Here is a 14,507-nt window from a genome sequence, read left to right on the forward strand (position 1 = left end):
GCACCTCCTAAGGCTCGTCGCACGCCCATCAAAGCGCCACTGGCGAAAGCGACTCGGGTTCATCGCCGTGATCGTCTTCCACTGGACCCTGTCGCACGACGCGCGCGATGAGGTACAGGTCCACCGCGGCAAGAAGACCGTAGAGCAGCGTGAAGACAATGAGCGTCGTGAGCACCTCTCCCGCGGACACGGTCGGGGACACCCCGTCTCGTGTCAGCTGCAGGCCGTACACCACCCACGGCTGCCGCCCCATTTCGGTCATGATCCAGCCCATGGTGTTCGCAATGAAAGGCAAGGACGTTGCCCAGACCATCCACTTCAGGTAGCGACGGCCAGGAACTAACCGATTGCGAATGATCCGCCACACGCCCCACGCGGAGGCGAGGAACATCAGAGCACCCGCGAAGACCATGATGCGGAAGCTCCAGAAGATCACCGGGACATCAGGAACGTAATTGCCCGCGCCATATCTCGCCTGCATCTGTTGTTGAAGTTCGAGAATCCCTGGCACGCTGCCGTACAGCCGGTTGTAAGAGAGCACGCTGAGGAGATATGGTATCTGAATCATCCACGTGTTCTTGTGTGCGCCAGCGTGGATGATGGCGAACAGCGTCCACGGCGCCGGGCTGCCACTTGTCTTCCAGAGCGCCTCCGAAGCGGCCAGCTTCATCGGCTGGGACACGAGGAGATATTGCGCCTGCTCGTGCCCGACGACCATCACGAGAAAGCTCGCGGCCACGGCCACGATGGATGCTATCGCGAAGCTCGGCTCGAACACTTCGATGTGGCGCTTGCGCAACAGTTGATACGCGCTGATGCCCATCACGACGAACGCGCCGGTCACGAGTGCCCCTAGAAACACGTGTGGAAATTCGTACCACAACTGCGGATTGGTCAGGAGCGCGCCGAAACTCGACATTTCGGCATGACCGTCTTTGAGCGTGTAGCCCACCGGGTGCTGCATGAAGGCATTCGCCGTCAGGATCCAGAACGCCGAAAGCGTGGTCCCGATGGCCACCAGCCAGATGGACGCCACATGCATGCGCTTGGATAGTTTATCCCACCCGAACATCCAAACGCCTAAAAACGTAGATTCGAGGAAAAATGCAAGCAGCGACTCAATCGCGAGCGGCGCGCCAAAGACGTCGCCCACAAAGCGGGAATAGTTCGCCCAGTTCATGCCGAACTGGAACTCCTGCAAAATGCCCGTCACCACGCCCACAGCGAAGTTGATGAGAAAGATCTTCCCCCAGAATTGCGCCATCTGCTTGTAGCGGTCGTCTTTCTTGACGACGTACAAGGTCTCCATAATGGCAATCAGGTACACGAGACCGATGGTCACAGGGACAAAGAAGAAGTGATACACCGTGGTGATGCCAAACTGCCACCGCGCCAACGCGACTTCACTCGGCATGCGCCCTCCCCCTTCCATACTCGTAATCAAAAGTGATACTTGGAGCGCTCCTCACACTTGGATCGTATCACCATATACTTCGAAAAAAATGCACTCTAGGTGTAGGTTTTTGAACAAACCGCGGCACGAGCTTGAACAGTTTGTAACGACCACACAGGCATCCGACAAAAAAGCCGCTCCAGGGCTTCTCGTGAGCCCTGTGAGCGGCCGTATCCGACGCAGCTCAGCCTTCGTGTGCCTCGTTCTCCTCAGCGCGAAAATATTCTTCACCCTTGAGCCTTACCTCGGGCAGGAAGAATGTACCGATGAACGTGAGCGCGGAAAAGATCAAACCCACAAAGAACAGCTTTTGGATTCCGTACGTCAGGGACAACTTCACTGCCTGCATCAGCTGGTGATAGAGCGCCTGCCCCGCAGGGCCAAGTCGGTCAAAGTCTGCTGCGATGGCCTTCTGCGCCTGAGAGGTCAGGAGCGCCTGCGGGTTGAGCGAACCGATCTTTCCCTTCACCGCCGAGAGCGCCGAAGGAAGAGACGCGCTCAGCTTGTTCGAAAAGGCGTGATTCAACACGGTTCCGAACACCGGCGATGCAACGACGCCGCCGAGCGAACTCACGAACTGCTGGCTCGCGTTTACCGTCCCCATCACGCGATACGGAAAAGCGTTTTGCACCGCCATGTTCATGAGCGGCATCAAGGCGCCAATGCCCAGGCCCAGGACCACCATGTCCACCATGATGGTGGGCCACGACGTGTGCACGTCAATCCGGTTCAACAGGATCGAACCCATGACAATTACAGCGCCCGAAAGCCACGCCACATAGCGATACCGCCCCGTCTTGGACATCACCTGTCCAGAAACCATACTCCCAACCATGAACCCGCCCATCATCGGCGTCATGATCCAACCGCTGTTCTGCGCGTTCAGGCCGATCACGCCCTGCACAAAAATGGGCAGGTACATCAGGCTTCCGAACATCGCCATGCCCACGAGCAACTGCAGCACGAGCGACGTGGTGAACACCCGGTTGCGAAACAGCCACGGCGCGATGAGCGGATCCGGCGCACGCATCTCCCAGGAGACGAACGCCACCAGGACGAGCGCACCACCGGCCAACATGCCGACGATTTCAAGCGATCCCACGGATACTTGCTCCCCCGCCCAGGTCAGCGCGAGAAGGATGGGCACGAGTCCGACGGTGAGGAGCGCCGCCCCCTGCCAATCGACCTTGACCTGATCCTTGGTCCGAACCGTGGGCAACGCGAACACCACGCCGACGATGGCGACGACGACAAACGGCAGATTGACGTAAAACACCCATCGCCACGACCAGTTGTCTGTGATAAACCCCCCGATGGCCGGCCCGACAATGCTCGAGAGCCCAAACACAGCCATCATTACGCCCATCCAACGCGCGCGCTCCTTCGGCGAGAAGATGTCGCCGATGGTTGCCCGCGGCATGCTCATCATGGCCCCAGCGCCGACGCCTTGCACCGCACGGGCCCAGACGAGTTCCAACATGCTGTGGGCCTGGCCCGAGATGGCGGATCCGATGCCAAACATCACGAGCCCGAACAAATAAAACGGCTTACGCCCAAACACGTCCGACAGCTTTCCGTAGATGGGCACCGTGATGGACGACGTGATCATGTACGCAGTGAACACCCACGTGTACAGGTTCAGCCCGTGCAAATCACTGATGACCGTCGGCATGGCCGTGGACACGACGGTCTGATCCAGCGACGAGAAGAACATGGTCACAAGCACGGTGGCAAACGCCCACCACTTGCGCGACCCGGTGATCTGATTCGTCCTCTGCACCTCATACGAAGCGCTCAAGTTCATACCTCCTGACGAGGAGTCTCTTCCCCGTACGATTCGCCGTACGATTGGATCCGTAGCTGCTTCGCAGCAGCAACCATGGTCTCAAGCGCCGAGACGCACTGCTCAAACGCCCCAGGTTCAATCCGCGACACCATCTGCCGCATCATCTCGAACCACGCCTGCTCCACCTCGGCGAGCTTGGCGCGCCCGGCCTCCGTCAGTTCAATCACGACCACCCGCCTGTCTTCCTCGTCCCGGACCCGAGAGACGTAGCCGTGATGCTCGAGGCGGTCAATCATCACGGTGATGGCGCTCGGCGTCACCTCCAGCCGCTCCGCGAGCTGCGACACCTTGAGCCGCCCTTCGCGCCGGATCATCTGCATGGTGAAAAACTGACCCGCGGTGAGGCCCGTGTGCAGGCGGTTCAGCAAATGCGGGCCGAACTCCTGCGCCAGCACGCCGAGCGATTGTGCAAACCGCTGGGTCAGCGCATCCATGTCCCCTCTCATCCGCGATCCTCCTGATGTTCAATCGTTCAAATCGCCAAATCTTTATAACGAGCTAATCTTTCTACCGTTTAACATTTACATTGTATAAATGTCTCGCGTTCGCGTCAAGTCGACGCGATTGGACACGCATCGCGCCCCGCCTATGGTACGATAGCCCAAACGGAATTGCGGCCACGCTCGAGCGCGTGGGGATGGGAGGATGGCCGATGGACTACCACATTCACGGCAGCACCATGCAGACGCTCGAGGTTCGGCTCGAACCGGGAGAAAGCGTGTTTTCGGAGGCGGGATGCCTGCTCTCGATGACGCCCGGCACGTACATGGAGACGCGGGCGCCGGGCGGCCTTGCCGGCATGTTTCGGCGAGCGCTGAGCGGCAACAGCGTATTTCTCACCTACTATCGCGCAGCGCGAGGCGAATCCGTGGTGCAGTTCACCACGCGCATGCCTGGGCACATCCTCGCGCTGCCGCTGCACCAATATGGACGCGTGATCGCAGAACGGCACAGCTTTCTCTGCGCGGAGTCGACGGTGGACTACGGCGTGGAGGTCACGCTCAACATCGGCCGCTTTCTCGGCGGCAACGGCCTGGCGCTGACCCACCTGGCAGGCGACGGGATGGCGTTTCTTTCGATTGACGGCGAGATCGTCGAGCGCGATCTCGCCCGGGGCGAGAGCCTGCTCGTTCACCCAGGCCATATCGCGGCGTTCACAGACGGGATCGACTACCGCGTCCAACTCATGCAGGGCGTCGCCAACATGCTGTTTTCGGGAGACGGGCTGTTCCTGGTGGAGCTGACGGGGCCGGGGCGCGTGTGGCTCCACTCGGTCACCGTGCACAATCTGGTCCACGTCATTCAGGCGTACTGGGGATCGCCGCGCTGACGCTGAGGCGCACGGCCCCCGTGTGCGGATCGCGAAACGGGCGCGCATCCACGCGAAAGACGGCGCGCAGAAGCTCAGGCGTGAACACCTCGTCGGGCGATCCGTCGGCGACCAGCCGGCCGCGGTGCAGGCAGACCGTGCGGTGACAGTGAGCGAGAGCGAATTCCAGATGGTGAAGGGCGATGATGATCAGGCGGCCTTCCCCGGCGAGGGCGCGCAGCCTGGCCAGGATGTCGAGCTGATAATGGATGTCGAGGCTCGCGATGGGCTCGTCGAGGAGCAAAATTGGCGCCTCCTGGGCCAGGCAGCGCGCGATGGCCGCCCGCTGTCGCTCGCCCCCAGAAAGATTCGCGAGCAGCGTGTCTTGGTACCCCATGAGCCCCATCACGGCGAGCGCGTCGTCCACCGCGGCCGCGTCCGCCCTGCCAAGCACACCGCGCGGCGCGTGGCTGTATCGCCCCATCTCGACAAACTCGCGCACGGTAAAGGGGATGTCGTCCGCGAGAAACTGCGGCAGATACGCCACGCGGCGAGCGCGCCAGCTGGGTTCGCGCGCATGGACGGGCTCGCCCATGACCTGAACTGCGCCGCCCGTCGGGCGAAGCACGCCTGCCATCGCGCGCAGGAGCGTGGTCTTGCCCGCGCCGTTGGGGCCCACCAGGCCCACCATTTCACCTGGGACAAATTCCGCGCAGATGTCCCGCAGAATGGGATGGCAGTCGAGATGCTGGATCTGGATCATAAGCCCGCGTCCCCTCCACGCCCATGTCGGTACAACAGGTAGACAAAAAAGGGCACGCCGAGGCACGACGTCACAATGCCGACGTTCAATTCCGCCGGCTGAACCGCGGTACGGCCGACGAGATCGGACAGCGTCAGTAGCACTGCGCCGCCCAGGGCGGATGCGGCGAGGAGCGGCCGGTGATTCGGGCCCATAAGGCGCCTCAGGATATGCGGCACGATGAGGCCGATAAACGAGATGACGCCTGTCGTGCTCACGGCCACCGCTACGATGAGCGCCGCCACGGCGAGGGATACGCGCTTGATGCGCTCCACGTCCACGCCGACCGCCTCCGCGTGCTCCTCGCCCGTCGTGAGAATGTCGTACGCAAAGGCGAGGCGCAAAAAGACGGGCATGGCCAGCGCGTTGACGGCCGCAAGCGTCGCGGCCTCCGTCCAGTTCGATCCGTCCAGGCCGCCGAACAGCCAAAACATCATCTGCTGCATCTCCTGGAGTGGGGATAGGTCGAGGATGGCCGTGATGATGGCGCTGCAGAGCGAGCTCAGGGCGACGCCCGCGAGAAGCAGCCGGTACATGTCGGTGCGCCGTGCGTTCGTCGCAAGGCGGTAGATGATGGCGGCCACCGCCAGGCCAAAAGCGAAGGCCAAGGCGGGCGTGGCCACTTGGATGCGCGCGGCGAGCCCCGTCGAGACGGCGATCACGGCCCCGAGCGCGCCGCCGCTCGACACGCCGATGACGCCCGGGTCCGCCATGGGGTTGCGCAGGATGGCCTGGAGCACGGCCCCTGAGAGCGCGAGCGCGCATCCCGCCAACACGGCCACGACGAGACGAGGCCAGCGAATGGCCCCCACGACCACCGCGTCAAGGCCGCGATGGCCTGCGAAGTACGCCCACGTGTCGGCCGGGATCTGCCAAAAGGGGATGATCACAGGCCCGATGCCGATTTCAAGCGCGGCCGAGGCGAGGAGCGCGAAGGCAAGCGCTCCAAAGGCCCAGGCGCGCCGCCTGGTCATGCCATCACCTTCGGCGCCTTCAGGTGTGCTGTGGGATGCAGCACCTTCGCGACGTCGTACACGGCGCGGACGACATACTGCGACACCGAGGAGATATCGGCGCTGTTGATGGCGTACAGGTGATGCTCGCGCACCGCGGTGACCGACTGGAGCGCCGGATCGGAGGCGAGTTTCTTCAGGAAGGCCGCGTCGTCGGACGAGTCGATGATCACGTCCGGGTTCCACTTGACAATCTGCTCGTCCGTGATCTTCTGCCACCCGTTCAAGATGTGCGCCACGTTCACGCCGCCCGCGTCGCGGATGATGTCGTCGACGGTCGTGTCGCGCCCGGCCGTATAGCCGTACGAGCCGTAGTCGAGAACGGTGGGCCGCGGTTGGCCCTGAACCGCGCCTTCGATTTGTGCGATGTCTTGCTTCATGTTGGCGACGACCTCATTGGCCTTGGCGGGCTCGCCGACGAGGCGGCCGACCGTCAGGATGTTCCGCTCGATGTCCGCGATAGAATTGAAGTCATTCAGGCTGAACACATACATGGGTACGCCGGCCTGGTGAAGTTGATTGAGCACGGTCTTCGTGACGTAGCCCGCTTCCAGGACGAGATCGGGATGGACGGCCAGCGCCTGCTCTGGGTCGTCCCCGCTCCAAGCGGGAATCCCCTTGACCTGGGCGACCACATTCGAGTACTCGGGATTGGACGCCATCGTCGTCACGAGCGCAATGCGAGATTTAGGGACGAGGGACACGAGGATCTCGTCTGTGCCCTCCGAACCGGACACGATGTGCATCGGCTGGTGTTTCAGGGTGACGGTGTTCCCCATGTCGTCCTTCACGGTCATGGGATACGAGATGGCAGACGCTGCGCTCGAATTCGTGGTGAGGCTGTTTTGCGTGGTGGCCTGCGGCGTGCCGCAACCTGAGACGGTGGCGCCGAGCGCAAGCGCCACAGCCAGCGCCGTTCCTTGGAACAACGGACGTTTGAACACGTGTGGACCCCCCAATCTGTGCGTGGAGCGGTCCCATTCGAAGAAATGGCGGACGTAAATGCCCGCGCGCGTGCTCGCGCCTTTCCTCGAAGGGCGCCCGCGTGTCGCTGGGCAGGTCTCCTGGCTCACAGGTCTTCGTCCGCGCGCCTTCCCGCGAAGATGGCAGTGGCGTCGCGGCTTGGCTCGACAGAGCCCGCTTTCCTGTTCACAGTGGCGGGACCGCGCCGGACTCTCACCGGCTTCCCTATTCTCTTCGCCGCGTTGCCGCGCGAAGCACCCAGCGACATGGATCGAGTTCCATCGTAGATGGGGGCGGATGGCTTGTCAAACGGCATCGTGTCACACAATGCGGTTGACACACGTCTCCAGAAAAAAAGGAGGTCATGCGCATGTGGGAAAAGGTCGCGTTACTTGCCGCTTGCCTCGCCACGAGTGTCCCTGTCGCGGCTGCGGCTGTCAGCTCTGGAAGCTCGGGCCCCCTCCGAGCGAGCGTGAGCCCATCCTCCTCCCATCCGCCGATTCCTGCGGCGCAGGAGATGCGCAGCGTGTCCATCACCGCAGGCCTGGCGGGAATCGGGTATGAGCCCATCCACCCTGCCCAAGTCGAGGCGGAAATCGCGAAATGGATGAAGCAGGCCCGACCCGTGCAGGTGAACATCCCGAAGCTTCCCGGCCCACCTATCATCGTGAACGCCAATATCGATCCGCCCGAGGTATTCCTCACACTCGCGTCCGGCGCAACCGCCACGCTGGTGCCGACCACCTACTTCTCAGGCCGGGGCGAACCGCTGTCCAAGGACATCCAGCACGTTCCAGACGTCGTGACCTTCACCGAAGGATCGCACACGTGGTACCTGAGGTCCGCGCCGCTTTACGCCTGGCTCATGGACGGCGGCTGGCAGCGCGAGTTCCAGCTGGCGCATTGAATCCGCGGATACGAGACCTCGGGCGGAGGTGACCTGAATCTCAACGCGCGCCGGCGAAGTGACCTCGAGCCGCTTGTCCATCACTTGCCGTCGCGAAAGACGACGGGGCTGTGCTCGTACGCGATCTCGTCCACGCCCGCGCGCGCGTTTGCGGCGCGAGCCATGACAAACAACAGATCCGACAGGCGATTCAGAAAGCGCAGGGCCGCTTCTGGCACGGGTTCCTGCGCGGCGAGGCGCCACGCCTCCCGCTCCGCACGCCGGACGACCGTGCACGCCAAATGGAGCGCCGCCCCCGCAGGGCTTCCCTGTCGCAATACAAACTGAGTCAGCGGCGGCCCCTCTTCCTGATACTTGTCGATGAGGGGTTCGAGGTCGTCCACCCACGACGGATCGACCTTCGGCACGTAATCCTTTGCGGAAGGCGGTGCCGCCAAATCCGCACCCACGTCCCACAAGCGCTGCTGTAACCAGACCGCGAGACGGCGCATGTCCGACATCTGCTCGTCCTGCATCAGACTCGCGGCAAGCCCAAGCGCGGCGCAGGCCTCGTCCACCGCCCCGTACGCTTCGACGCGCCTGTCGCCCTTGTGCCTGCGCTCGCCGCCGATGAGGGCGGTGGTGCCGCCATCGCCCCCGCGCGTGTACAGCCTCATGTGACATCCCTCCCTGACCTTGCTCGTTCCGAAAACATCGCGCTGCCATCGAGCACGTCGAGCCCCGCCCTCAGGATGGGCCACGCCATGAGCGCGCCCGAGCCCTCGCCCACGCGCAGGCCGAGGTCCAGCAGGGGACGCTTGCGGAGCTCGCCGAGCAAGAGCGCGTGCGCCGGTTCCGGCGACAGGTGGCCCGCAATCAGAAAATCGCGGACGCCGGGGCGCGCGCGTTCTGCCCACAGGGCGCAGGCTCCGACGAGCACGCCGTCCAGGAGAACCGGCAGCCCGATGGCGGCGGCCTCGAGAATGGCGCCGCAGATGGACGCCAGCTCCAGGCCGCCCAGGTGCGCGAGCCCGGCCAGCCAGCGCGCGTCACCCGCCGGAAACGAGAGCTCGCGCTCGCCCCATACGGTGAGTGCGGTGCGCACCACGAGGCGCTTCTCGGCGAGCGCCTGCTCGCGAATGCCCGTGCCCGTCCCGACGACGAGATCGACATCGACGCCGAGGAGCCAGGCGGAGAGCGCGCTGGCCGCGGTCGTGTTGCCGATGCCCATCTCGCCGAGGATCACGAGATCCGCGCCGTCCTCGTGCGCGTCGCGCACGGCCTGCATGCCAATCCGAATCGCCTCCGCGCACTCGTCGACGGTCATCGCTGGCCCGCGCGTGAAGTCGCGAGTGCCGGCGGCCACCTTGCTCCGCCGAACATCCGGATGGCTGGGCGTGGACACCATGCCGACGTCGTAGACGCGCCAAGGGACCCCAAACGATCTCGCCAACACCGTGGACACGCTGCGGCCGGAGGCGATGTGGTTCACCATCTCCTCCGTCACGTGCTGGCCGTAGCGCGAGATGGGGCGGTCCTTGGCCACGCCGTGATCGCCCGCGAACAGCAGAAAGAACGGGCGGCGGACGCGCGGATGCTCCGTGGCCTGGATGGCCGCGATGTCGCAAAGCACGGGTTCGAGGGAGCCGAGACTGCCCGTAGGTTTCGCGAGCGCGTCGAGCCGCGCTTGAAGCTTCGCCCGCCACGACGCATGGACGTGGCGCGGCGAGGGCAAATGCAGGTCCCTTTGCGCCAAGATCTCCACTCCTCTGCTGGACGTCTTCCTCCGATGTACCAGAACGGACCGGGATGTGCAACGCCGCTCGCGAAATCGGCAGATGATGTGCGAGTTTCGCTGGAATTGTGGTAGAATAGGTTAGGGAGATGATGGTCATGGGCAACCATGAGCAGATTTGCCCCCGATTCGAATGGGCGTTTGCATTGCTCGGCAAGCGCTGGACCGGGCTCATCATTCGCGTCTTGCTCGAGGGGCCCAAGCGCTTTAAAGATATCTCGGATATGATTCCCAACATGAGCGACCGCATGTTGGCCGAGCGCTTCAAAGAGCTCGAACGGGCTGGGCTGGTCGTTCGGCGGGTGTACGCGGAAACGCCCGTGCGGATTGTGTACGAGTTGACGCCAAAGGGCGAGGCGCTTCGCCCGGTCATGGAAGCCGTGCAAAAGTGGGGCGACGAGTGGGTCACCGACTCGGATTGCGATGAATATCAGCGCCGATACAAGTGTTCGTCGCGGGATCGCGCACTGTAGAGCATACATCACAGAGTTTTTGTGCAGGCTGTCGCCAGGGCATCCGCCCGTGGGGCAGCCTCTGTCGTGTGAGCGAAATCTCGCGGCGGCGAACATGGCAGGAGTTCTGCGAGGAGTGAGACGCGTGAGCGCGTATGGAATTCCGGGCCGCCTGCAGGTGCTCGGCTCCGATATTGACAGATCTCAGTTGAAATATCACGACCGCCGTGTGGCCGTGACAAAGGAGTTCACGTTCGACGCGGCACATCATCTTCACGCCTACGACGGGAAGTGTGCCAATCTTCACGGTCACACGTACAAGCTCGTGATTACCGTGAGCGGGCGCGTGAACGACATCGGCATCGTCGTGGACTTTGGCGATCTCAAGCGCCTTTTCGAAGACGTCATCAAGCGCCGACTGGATCACCAATACCTGAACGAGGTCCTGCCGCCGATGAACACGACGGCGGAAAACATGATCGTCTGGATGTGGGAAGAGCTAGAGCGCGCGCTTGAGGCGTACGGGCGAGATCGCGACGTAAGGCTCGAGCGGCTCGAGCTGTACGAGACGCCGACGAGTCGGGCGTCGCTGGAACGGGCGTGGATGTCGTGAAGGCCGCCGGAGCCTCCTTCCGCGCGCCGTGGGAGGACGCCTACGAAGAGGCCAAGCGCGGCGATCCCGGCCAACTCTCGCTACCCATGGTCGAGATCTTCGAGACCGTGGAAGGCGAGGGAACGCGGGCAGGCTTCCCCACGACCTTCGTGCGGGTGTTCCACTGCAATCTGCGCTGCACGTGGTGCGACACGCCGTACAGCTATGCGCCGGAGCGCCCAGCCTTTCACGCGACGCTTCGAGAGATCGCTAAGCAGGTCGAGGCGTTTGGCTGGCCGAACGTGTGCCTCACGGGCGGCGAGCCCCTCATTCACCGGCATAAGTCGCAGTTGCTCATTGAGGCCATCGCGGATATCGAGTGGGTTCGAGACGTGCACATCGAGACGAACGGCGCCATCGACGTGCGCCCGTACGTCCGGTTTCGCGACGCGTCGGCGCGCCTGCGCGAGGTGGTGCGGTTCATCGTGGACTACAAGCTGCCCGCGAGCGGAGAAGACAGCCGCATGATCGGCGAGCACCTGACGTCCTTGTCTGAGCGAGACGAGGTGAAATTCGTGATCGCCGACGAACGCGACTTCGCGCGCGCCCTGGAGGTTATGGAGTTCTATCCCACGCGAGCCACCATCCTGATGAGCCCGGTGTGGGATACCATGCCGCCTCGGGATCTCGTGGCGCTCATCCTGAAGCATCGCCTGCGCGACGTGAAGCTGAACCTGCAGCTTCACAAGGTCATCTGGGACCCAAACGCGCGCGGGGTCTAGAGAAGGAGGACGGATTGTGCTCGTCCTGTTTGACGCCTATGGAACGCTCTTCGACTGGCACGGTGGCATGGCGCAGGCTCTGATGAAGGAAGGTATTCCAGCGGATGAGGCCGCCCAACTCGCGGCCCACATTCGCAATGTCCAGGTTCAACTGGCGTGGCATGCGGCGCTCACCGAAACGTATCGCGACTTCGACCGCGTGACGCGCGACGCGGTGGCGCACGTCTTGCAGGGGCGCTTCGAGTCTGAGGCCGTGGAGCGACTCGCCCGTGCGCAAGACCACCTTCCTCTGTTCCCCGACGTCGCAGAGGGCCTTCAGGGGCTTCGCGGCGAGCGACTTGCCATCCTGTCGAATGGCACGCTGCGCGCGCTCCAGTCGGCGTTGTCCCGGCACGGCCTTCTCTTTGCGTTCGATCACGTCGTGAGCGTGGATCCCGTTCGTACCTACAAACCTGCGCGCCGAGCCTATCAGCATGCGCTTCAAGTGCTCAAAGCGGAAAAGCGGGACGTCGTGTTCGTGTCGAGCAACGACTGGGACGCCGCCGCCGCGGAACACTTCGGATTTCGCGCCTGTCTCCTCCGCCGAACCGATGGCGGCACACTTCCCTACGGGCGCGCGCCGAGCGCGGCCATTCGGTCGATGGCCGAGCTCCCCCATCTCCTCTCCTCCATCCGGACACCATGAAGCGAGCTGCCAACGGACATCCCGTTGGCAGCTCGTTCTCGTTCGCCGCGTGTTTACGCGCGGCCCGCGAGGCTTTGCTCCGCGTACGCCACCAGGCGCTTCGTGATCTCGCCACCCACCGAACCATTCTGGCGAGAGGTGGTGTCCGGGCCAAGATTCACCCCGAACTCCGTCGCGATCTCGTACTTCATCTGATCCAGCGCCTTCGAAGCCTGCGGAACGAGCGTGCGATTGCTACCCGAGTTGTTTGCCATCTTGCATTCCCTCCTCATGTGGTGGTGATGACACCTGTAGTGTGACCGGGCCATTCGACCGTATGCTCCGCCCGGCGCGCCAAATGTTGACTCGGCTGGCGTTGCGATTGCCTTGCAGAGGCTGTACATTGGATTGAAATGAAGTCAAATCGCGAAACGGTGGATGTGAGAAGAACCGATGTCGAATCGCGTGGCCATCGTCGATCTCGGATCGAACTCGTGCCGAATGTCCATTTTCGAGATCGACGGGGAATCGTATCGCCCCGTGTATGAAGTCAAGCAGAACGTCCGACTGGCCGAAGGCATGACAGGGAACCGCCGCCTGACGGACGCGAGTGTCGAACGCGCCATCGTCTGCCTGCGCCAGTTCGTGCGGCAAGGCGTGTTGCACGACGTCGACGAATGGATGCCGGTTGCGACGGCGGCACTTCGCCAGGCTGAGAACGGTGACGACGTGAAGCAGAAGATCGAAGAGGAGACCGGCCTCCGCTTGCGCATTCTCACGGGCGAAGAGGAAGCGCGGTATGGATTTCTTGGCGTGGTCAACACCATGCCGATTCAAAATGCCGTCATTTTCGATATCGGCGGAGCGTCGAGCGAGATCGCGCTCATGCGGGACCGCGCGCTGATCCGCGCGACGAGCCTGCCTTACGGAGCGCTTAACCTCCGCGAGATGTTCGGCCGATACGGCGAACAGGCTTGCGTCAGAATGGCGAGCGACCAAGCAGCGGAAGCGCTCGCGGAACACGCGTGGGTGCGCCAGGGCGAACTCCTTCCGTTCATTGGACTCGGCGGAACTGCGCGCGCGTTGGCAAAACTGTTTCTGGCAGAAACACACCGGAAGACGCCGCGGCTGCACGGCTTTGAGCTCCCCGCTTCGTACGTCGAGGTGAAGCTCAAGCAGCTTCAGCAGATGAGCGTGAACAAGCGGCGCAAGATGAAAGGCATCGCGAAGCACAGGGCGGAAATCATCACCACGGGGCTAGCCGTGTTGGCGACGCTCGTGCGAATCCTGAAGCCCCCTTCGGTCTTCGTCAGCCGGTGCGGCATCCGAGAAGGGCTTTTGTTCGAACGTCTGCTCGGATCCGCCAATCCTGTGGTGCCCTCGGTGCTGGAGTTCAGTATCCGGAATTTCCAGAGCCACTTTCGGATCGATCGCGCCGCGGCAAGCGCGGTTGCCGACATGGCCATGCGGGTCGGGGCGGAATTGTCAGCGCGTCTCCATCTCGACCAAAGCGACAGGTTGGTGCTTTGGACGGCCGCTCAGCTCGAAGGCGCGGGCGCGTTTGTCCATCCCGAGCGATGGCGCGATCACGCCGCGTATCTGGTACTTCACTCGGACCTGTATGGACTCAGACCCGCCGAATGGCAGCTCGTGGCTCAGGTCGTCCGCTTTGATCACCGAGATCCGCGCGCGAAGAAACTGTCCCTGTTGCTTCGCCTCGCGAGATGGCTCGCACTCGAACTCGGCGTCGAGCCGCACGAGGTGTCGAGGGGCAAAGGCGGCGAGATTCAGATTGAAACCCGCCGCATGATTCAGGACATCGTGGAGGACACGGCGGATGCGAAGGTGGCGGACGACATCCGAAAAGCGCTTCAGATCACGTGCAGCTTTCGCGAGACCGGATCCGCAGCGCTTACGTCCGCGCGCTGAGGGAACGCGCTCAACCCCACA

The 14,507-nt window shown here is 63.1% G+C and carries 16 protein-coding genes and 1 riboswitch; of the genes, 7 read left to right on the plus strand and 9 right to left on the minus strand.

Annotated elements, in window-relative coordinates; genetic code table 11:
- Positions 1 to 28 precede the first annotated feature (28 nt).
- From TC41_RS09405 to TC41_RS09415, 3 genes are all read right to left on the minus strand, one after another.
- A complete protein-coding gene (locus TC41_RS09405) occupies positions 29 to 1,414 on the minus strand; it encodes a cytochrome ubiquinol oxidase subunit I (protein WP_041695282.1) in 1,386 nt (461 codons plus the stop codon).
- Between the two features lie 223 nt (positions 1,415 to 1,637).
- The gene (locus TC41_RS09410) at positions 1,638 to 3,257 is read right to left on the minus strand and encodes an MDR family MFS transporter (protein ID WP_014464804.1); all 1,620 of its coding nucleotides are present in this window, start codon (positions 3,255 to 3,257) and stop codon (positions 1,638 to 1,640) included.
- Positions 3,254 to 3,745 carry a MarR family winged helix-turn-helix transcriptional regulator gene (locus tag TC41_RS09415; RefSeq protein ID WP_041695283.1) on the minus strand — a complete coding sequence of 164 codons (492 nt, stop codon included), beginning with the start codon at positions 3,743 to 3,745 and terminating at the stop codon, positions 3,254 to 3,256. The genes TC41_RS09410 and TC41_RS09415 overlap by 4 nt, the downstream gene beginning before the upstream one ends.
- 206 nt (positions 3,746 to 3,951) lie before the next feature.
- Between TC41_RS09415 and TC41_RS09420 the strand changes: the two genes are divergently transcribed.
- Positions 3,952 to 4,629 (plus strand): TIGR00266 family protein, encoded by a 678-nt coding sequence (locus tag TC41_RS09420; RefSeq protein WP_041695284.1) that lies wholly within the window; start codon positions 3,952 to 3,954, stop codon positions 4,627 to 4,629.
- Here the strand turns inward: TC41_RS09420 and TC41_RS09425 are convergent.
- Genes TC41_RS09425 through TC41_RS09435 form a run of 3 tightly spaced genes read right to left on the minus strand, consistent with a single transcriptional unit; the run spans position 4,598 to position 7,367 of the window.
- The gene (locus tag TC41_RS09425) at positions 4,598 to 5,371 is read right to left on the minus strand and encodes an ABC transporter ATP-binding protein (protein WP_014464807.1); all 774 of its coding nucleotides are present in this window, start codon (positions 5,369 to 5,371) and stop codon (positions 4,598 to 4,600) included. The two genes, TC41_RS09420 and TC41_RS09425, sit on opposite strands and share 32 nt — an antisense overlap.
- Positions 5,368 to 6,384: a FecCD family ABC transporter permease gene (locus TC41_RS09430; RefSeq protein ID WP_014464808.1), complete on the minus strand. Its 1,017-nt coding sequence runs from the start codon at positions 6,382 to 6,384 to the stop codon at positions 5,368 to 5,370. The genes TC41_RS09425 and TC41_RS09430 overlap by 4 nt, the downstream gene beginning before the upstream one ends.
- Complete coding sequence (locus TC41_RS09435) at positions 6,381 to 7,367, minus strand: ABC transporter substrate-binding protein (RefSeq protein WP_148260173.1); 987 nt, start codon at positions 7,365 to 7,367, stop codon at positions 6,381 to 6,383. The genes TC41_RS09430 and TC41_RS09435 overlap by 4 nt, the downstream gene beginning before the upstream one ends.
- 93 nt (positions 7,368 to 7,460) lie before the next feature.
- A riboswitch (cobalamin riboswitch) is annotated at positions 7,461 to 7,663 on the minus strand.
- A 93-nt stretch (positions 7,664 to 7,756) separates the two neighbouring features.
- Here TC41_RS09435 and TC41_RS09440 point away from each other — a divergent pair.
- Positions 7,757 to 8,293: a hypothetical protein gene (locus TC41_RS09440; protein ID WP_041695285.1), complete on the plus strand. Its 537-nt coding sequence runs from the start codon at positions 7,757 to 7,759 to the stop codon at positions 8,291 to 8,293.
- 80 nt (positions 8,294 to 8,373) lie between these two features.
- Here the strand turns inward: TC41_RS09440 and TC41_RS09445 are convergent, their stop codons facing one another.
- Together TC41_RS09445 and cobT are read right to left on the minus strand one after the other, a co-directional pair.
- Positions 8,374 to 8,949, minus strand: coding sequence for a cob(I)yrinic acid a,c-diamide adenosyltransferase (locus TC41_RS09445; protein WP_014464812.1), 576 nt, complete (start codon positions 8,947 to 8,949; stop codon positions 8,374 to 8,376).
- On the minus strand, positions 8,946 to 10,037 hold the full coding sequence (gene cobT / locus TC41_RS09450) for a nicotinate-nucleotide--dimethylbenzimidazole phosphoribosyltransferase (protein WP_014464813.1): 1,092 nt from the start codon (positions 10,035 to 10,037) through the stop codon (positions 8,946 to 8,948). The genes TC41_RS09445 and cobT overlap by 4 nt, the downstream gene beginning before the upstream one ends.
- A 119-nt stretch (positions 10,038 to 10,156) precedes the next feature.
- Between cobT and TC41_RS09455 the strand changes: the two genes are divergently transcribed.
- The 4 genes from TC41_RS09455 to TC41_RS09470 all read left to right on the plus strand — a co-directional run bounded on the left by TC41_RS09455 (position 10,157) and on the right by TC41_RS09470 (position 12,578).
- On the plus strand, positions 10,157 to 10,540 hold the full coding sequence (locus TC41_RS09455; protein ID WP_014464815.1) for a winged helix-turn-helix transcriptional regulator: 384 nt from the start codon (positions 10,157 to 10,159) through the stop codon (positions 10,538 to 10,540).
- A 124-nt stretch (positions 10,541 to 10,664) separates the two neighbouring features.
- Entirely contained in the window at positions 10,665 to 11,132 is a 468-nt protein-coding gene (queD, locus tag TC41_RS09460) for a 6-carboxytetrahydropterin synthase QueD (protein ID WP_041695286.1), read from the plus strand.
- The gene (locus tag TC41_RS09465; RefSeq protein WP_014464817.1) at positions 11,120 to 11,893 is read left to right on the plus strand and encodes a 7-carboxy-7-deazaguanine synthase QueE; all 774 of its coding nucleotides are present in this window, start codon (positions 11,120 to 11,122) and stop codon (positions 11,891 to 11,893) included. Before queD ends, TC41_RS09465 begins: the two co-directional genes overlap by 13 nt.
- A gap of 16 nt (positions 11,894 to 11,909) precedes the next feature.
- On the plus strand, positions 11,910 to 12,578 hold the full coding sequence (locus TC41_RS09470; protein ID WP_014464818.1) for a haloacid dehalogenase type II: 669 nt from the start codon (positions 11,910 to 11,912) through the stop codon (positions 12,576 to 12,578).
- 53 nt (positions 12,579 to 12,631) lie between these two features.
- On the opposite strand, the gene TC41_RS09475 is transcribed toward TC41_RS09470, so the two are convergent.
- Positions 12,632 to 12,832 carry an alpha/beta-type small acid-soluble spore protein gene (locus tag TC41_RS09475; protein ID WP_008337062.1) on the minus strand — a complete coding sequence of 67 codons (201 nt, stop codon included), beginning with the start codon at positions 12,830 to 12,832 and terminating at the stop codon, positions 12,632 to 12,634.
- Positions 12,833 to 13,010: 178 nt separating this feature from the next.
- On the opposite strand from TC41_RS09475, the gene TC41_RS09480 reads away from it, so the two are divergent.
- Positions 13,011 to 14,486 carry a Ppx/GppA phosphatase family protein gene (locus TC41_RS09480; protein WP_014464819.1) on the plus strand — a complete coding sequence of 492 codons (1,476 nt, stop codon included), beginning with the start codon at positions 13,011 to 13,013 and terminating at the stop codon, positions 14,484 to 14,486.
- The last annotated feature ends 21 nt before the right edge of the window (positions 14,487 to 14,507 follow it).

Origin of the sequence: Alicyclobacillus acidocaldarius subsp. acidocaldarius Tc-4-1, from assembly GCF_000219875.1 — a bacterium.
In the GTDB taxonomy this organism is placed as follows: domain Bacteria; phylum Bacillota; class Bacilli; order Alicyclobacillales; family Alicyclobacillaceae; genus Alicyclobacillus; species Alicyclobacillus acidocaldarius_A.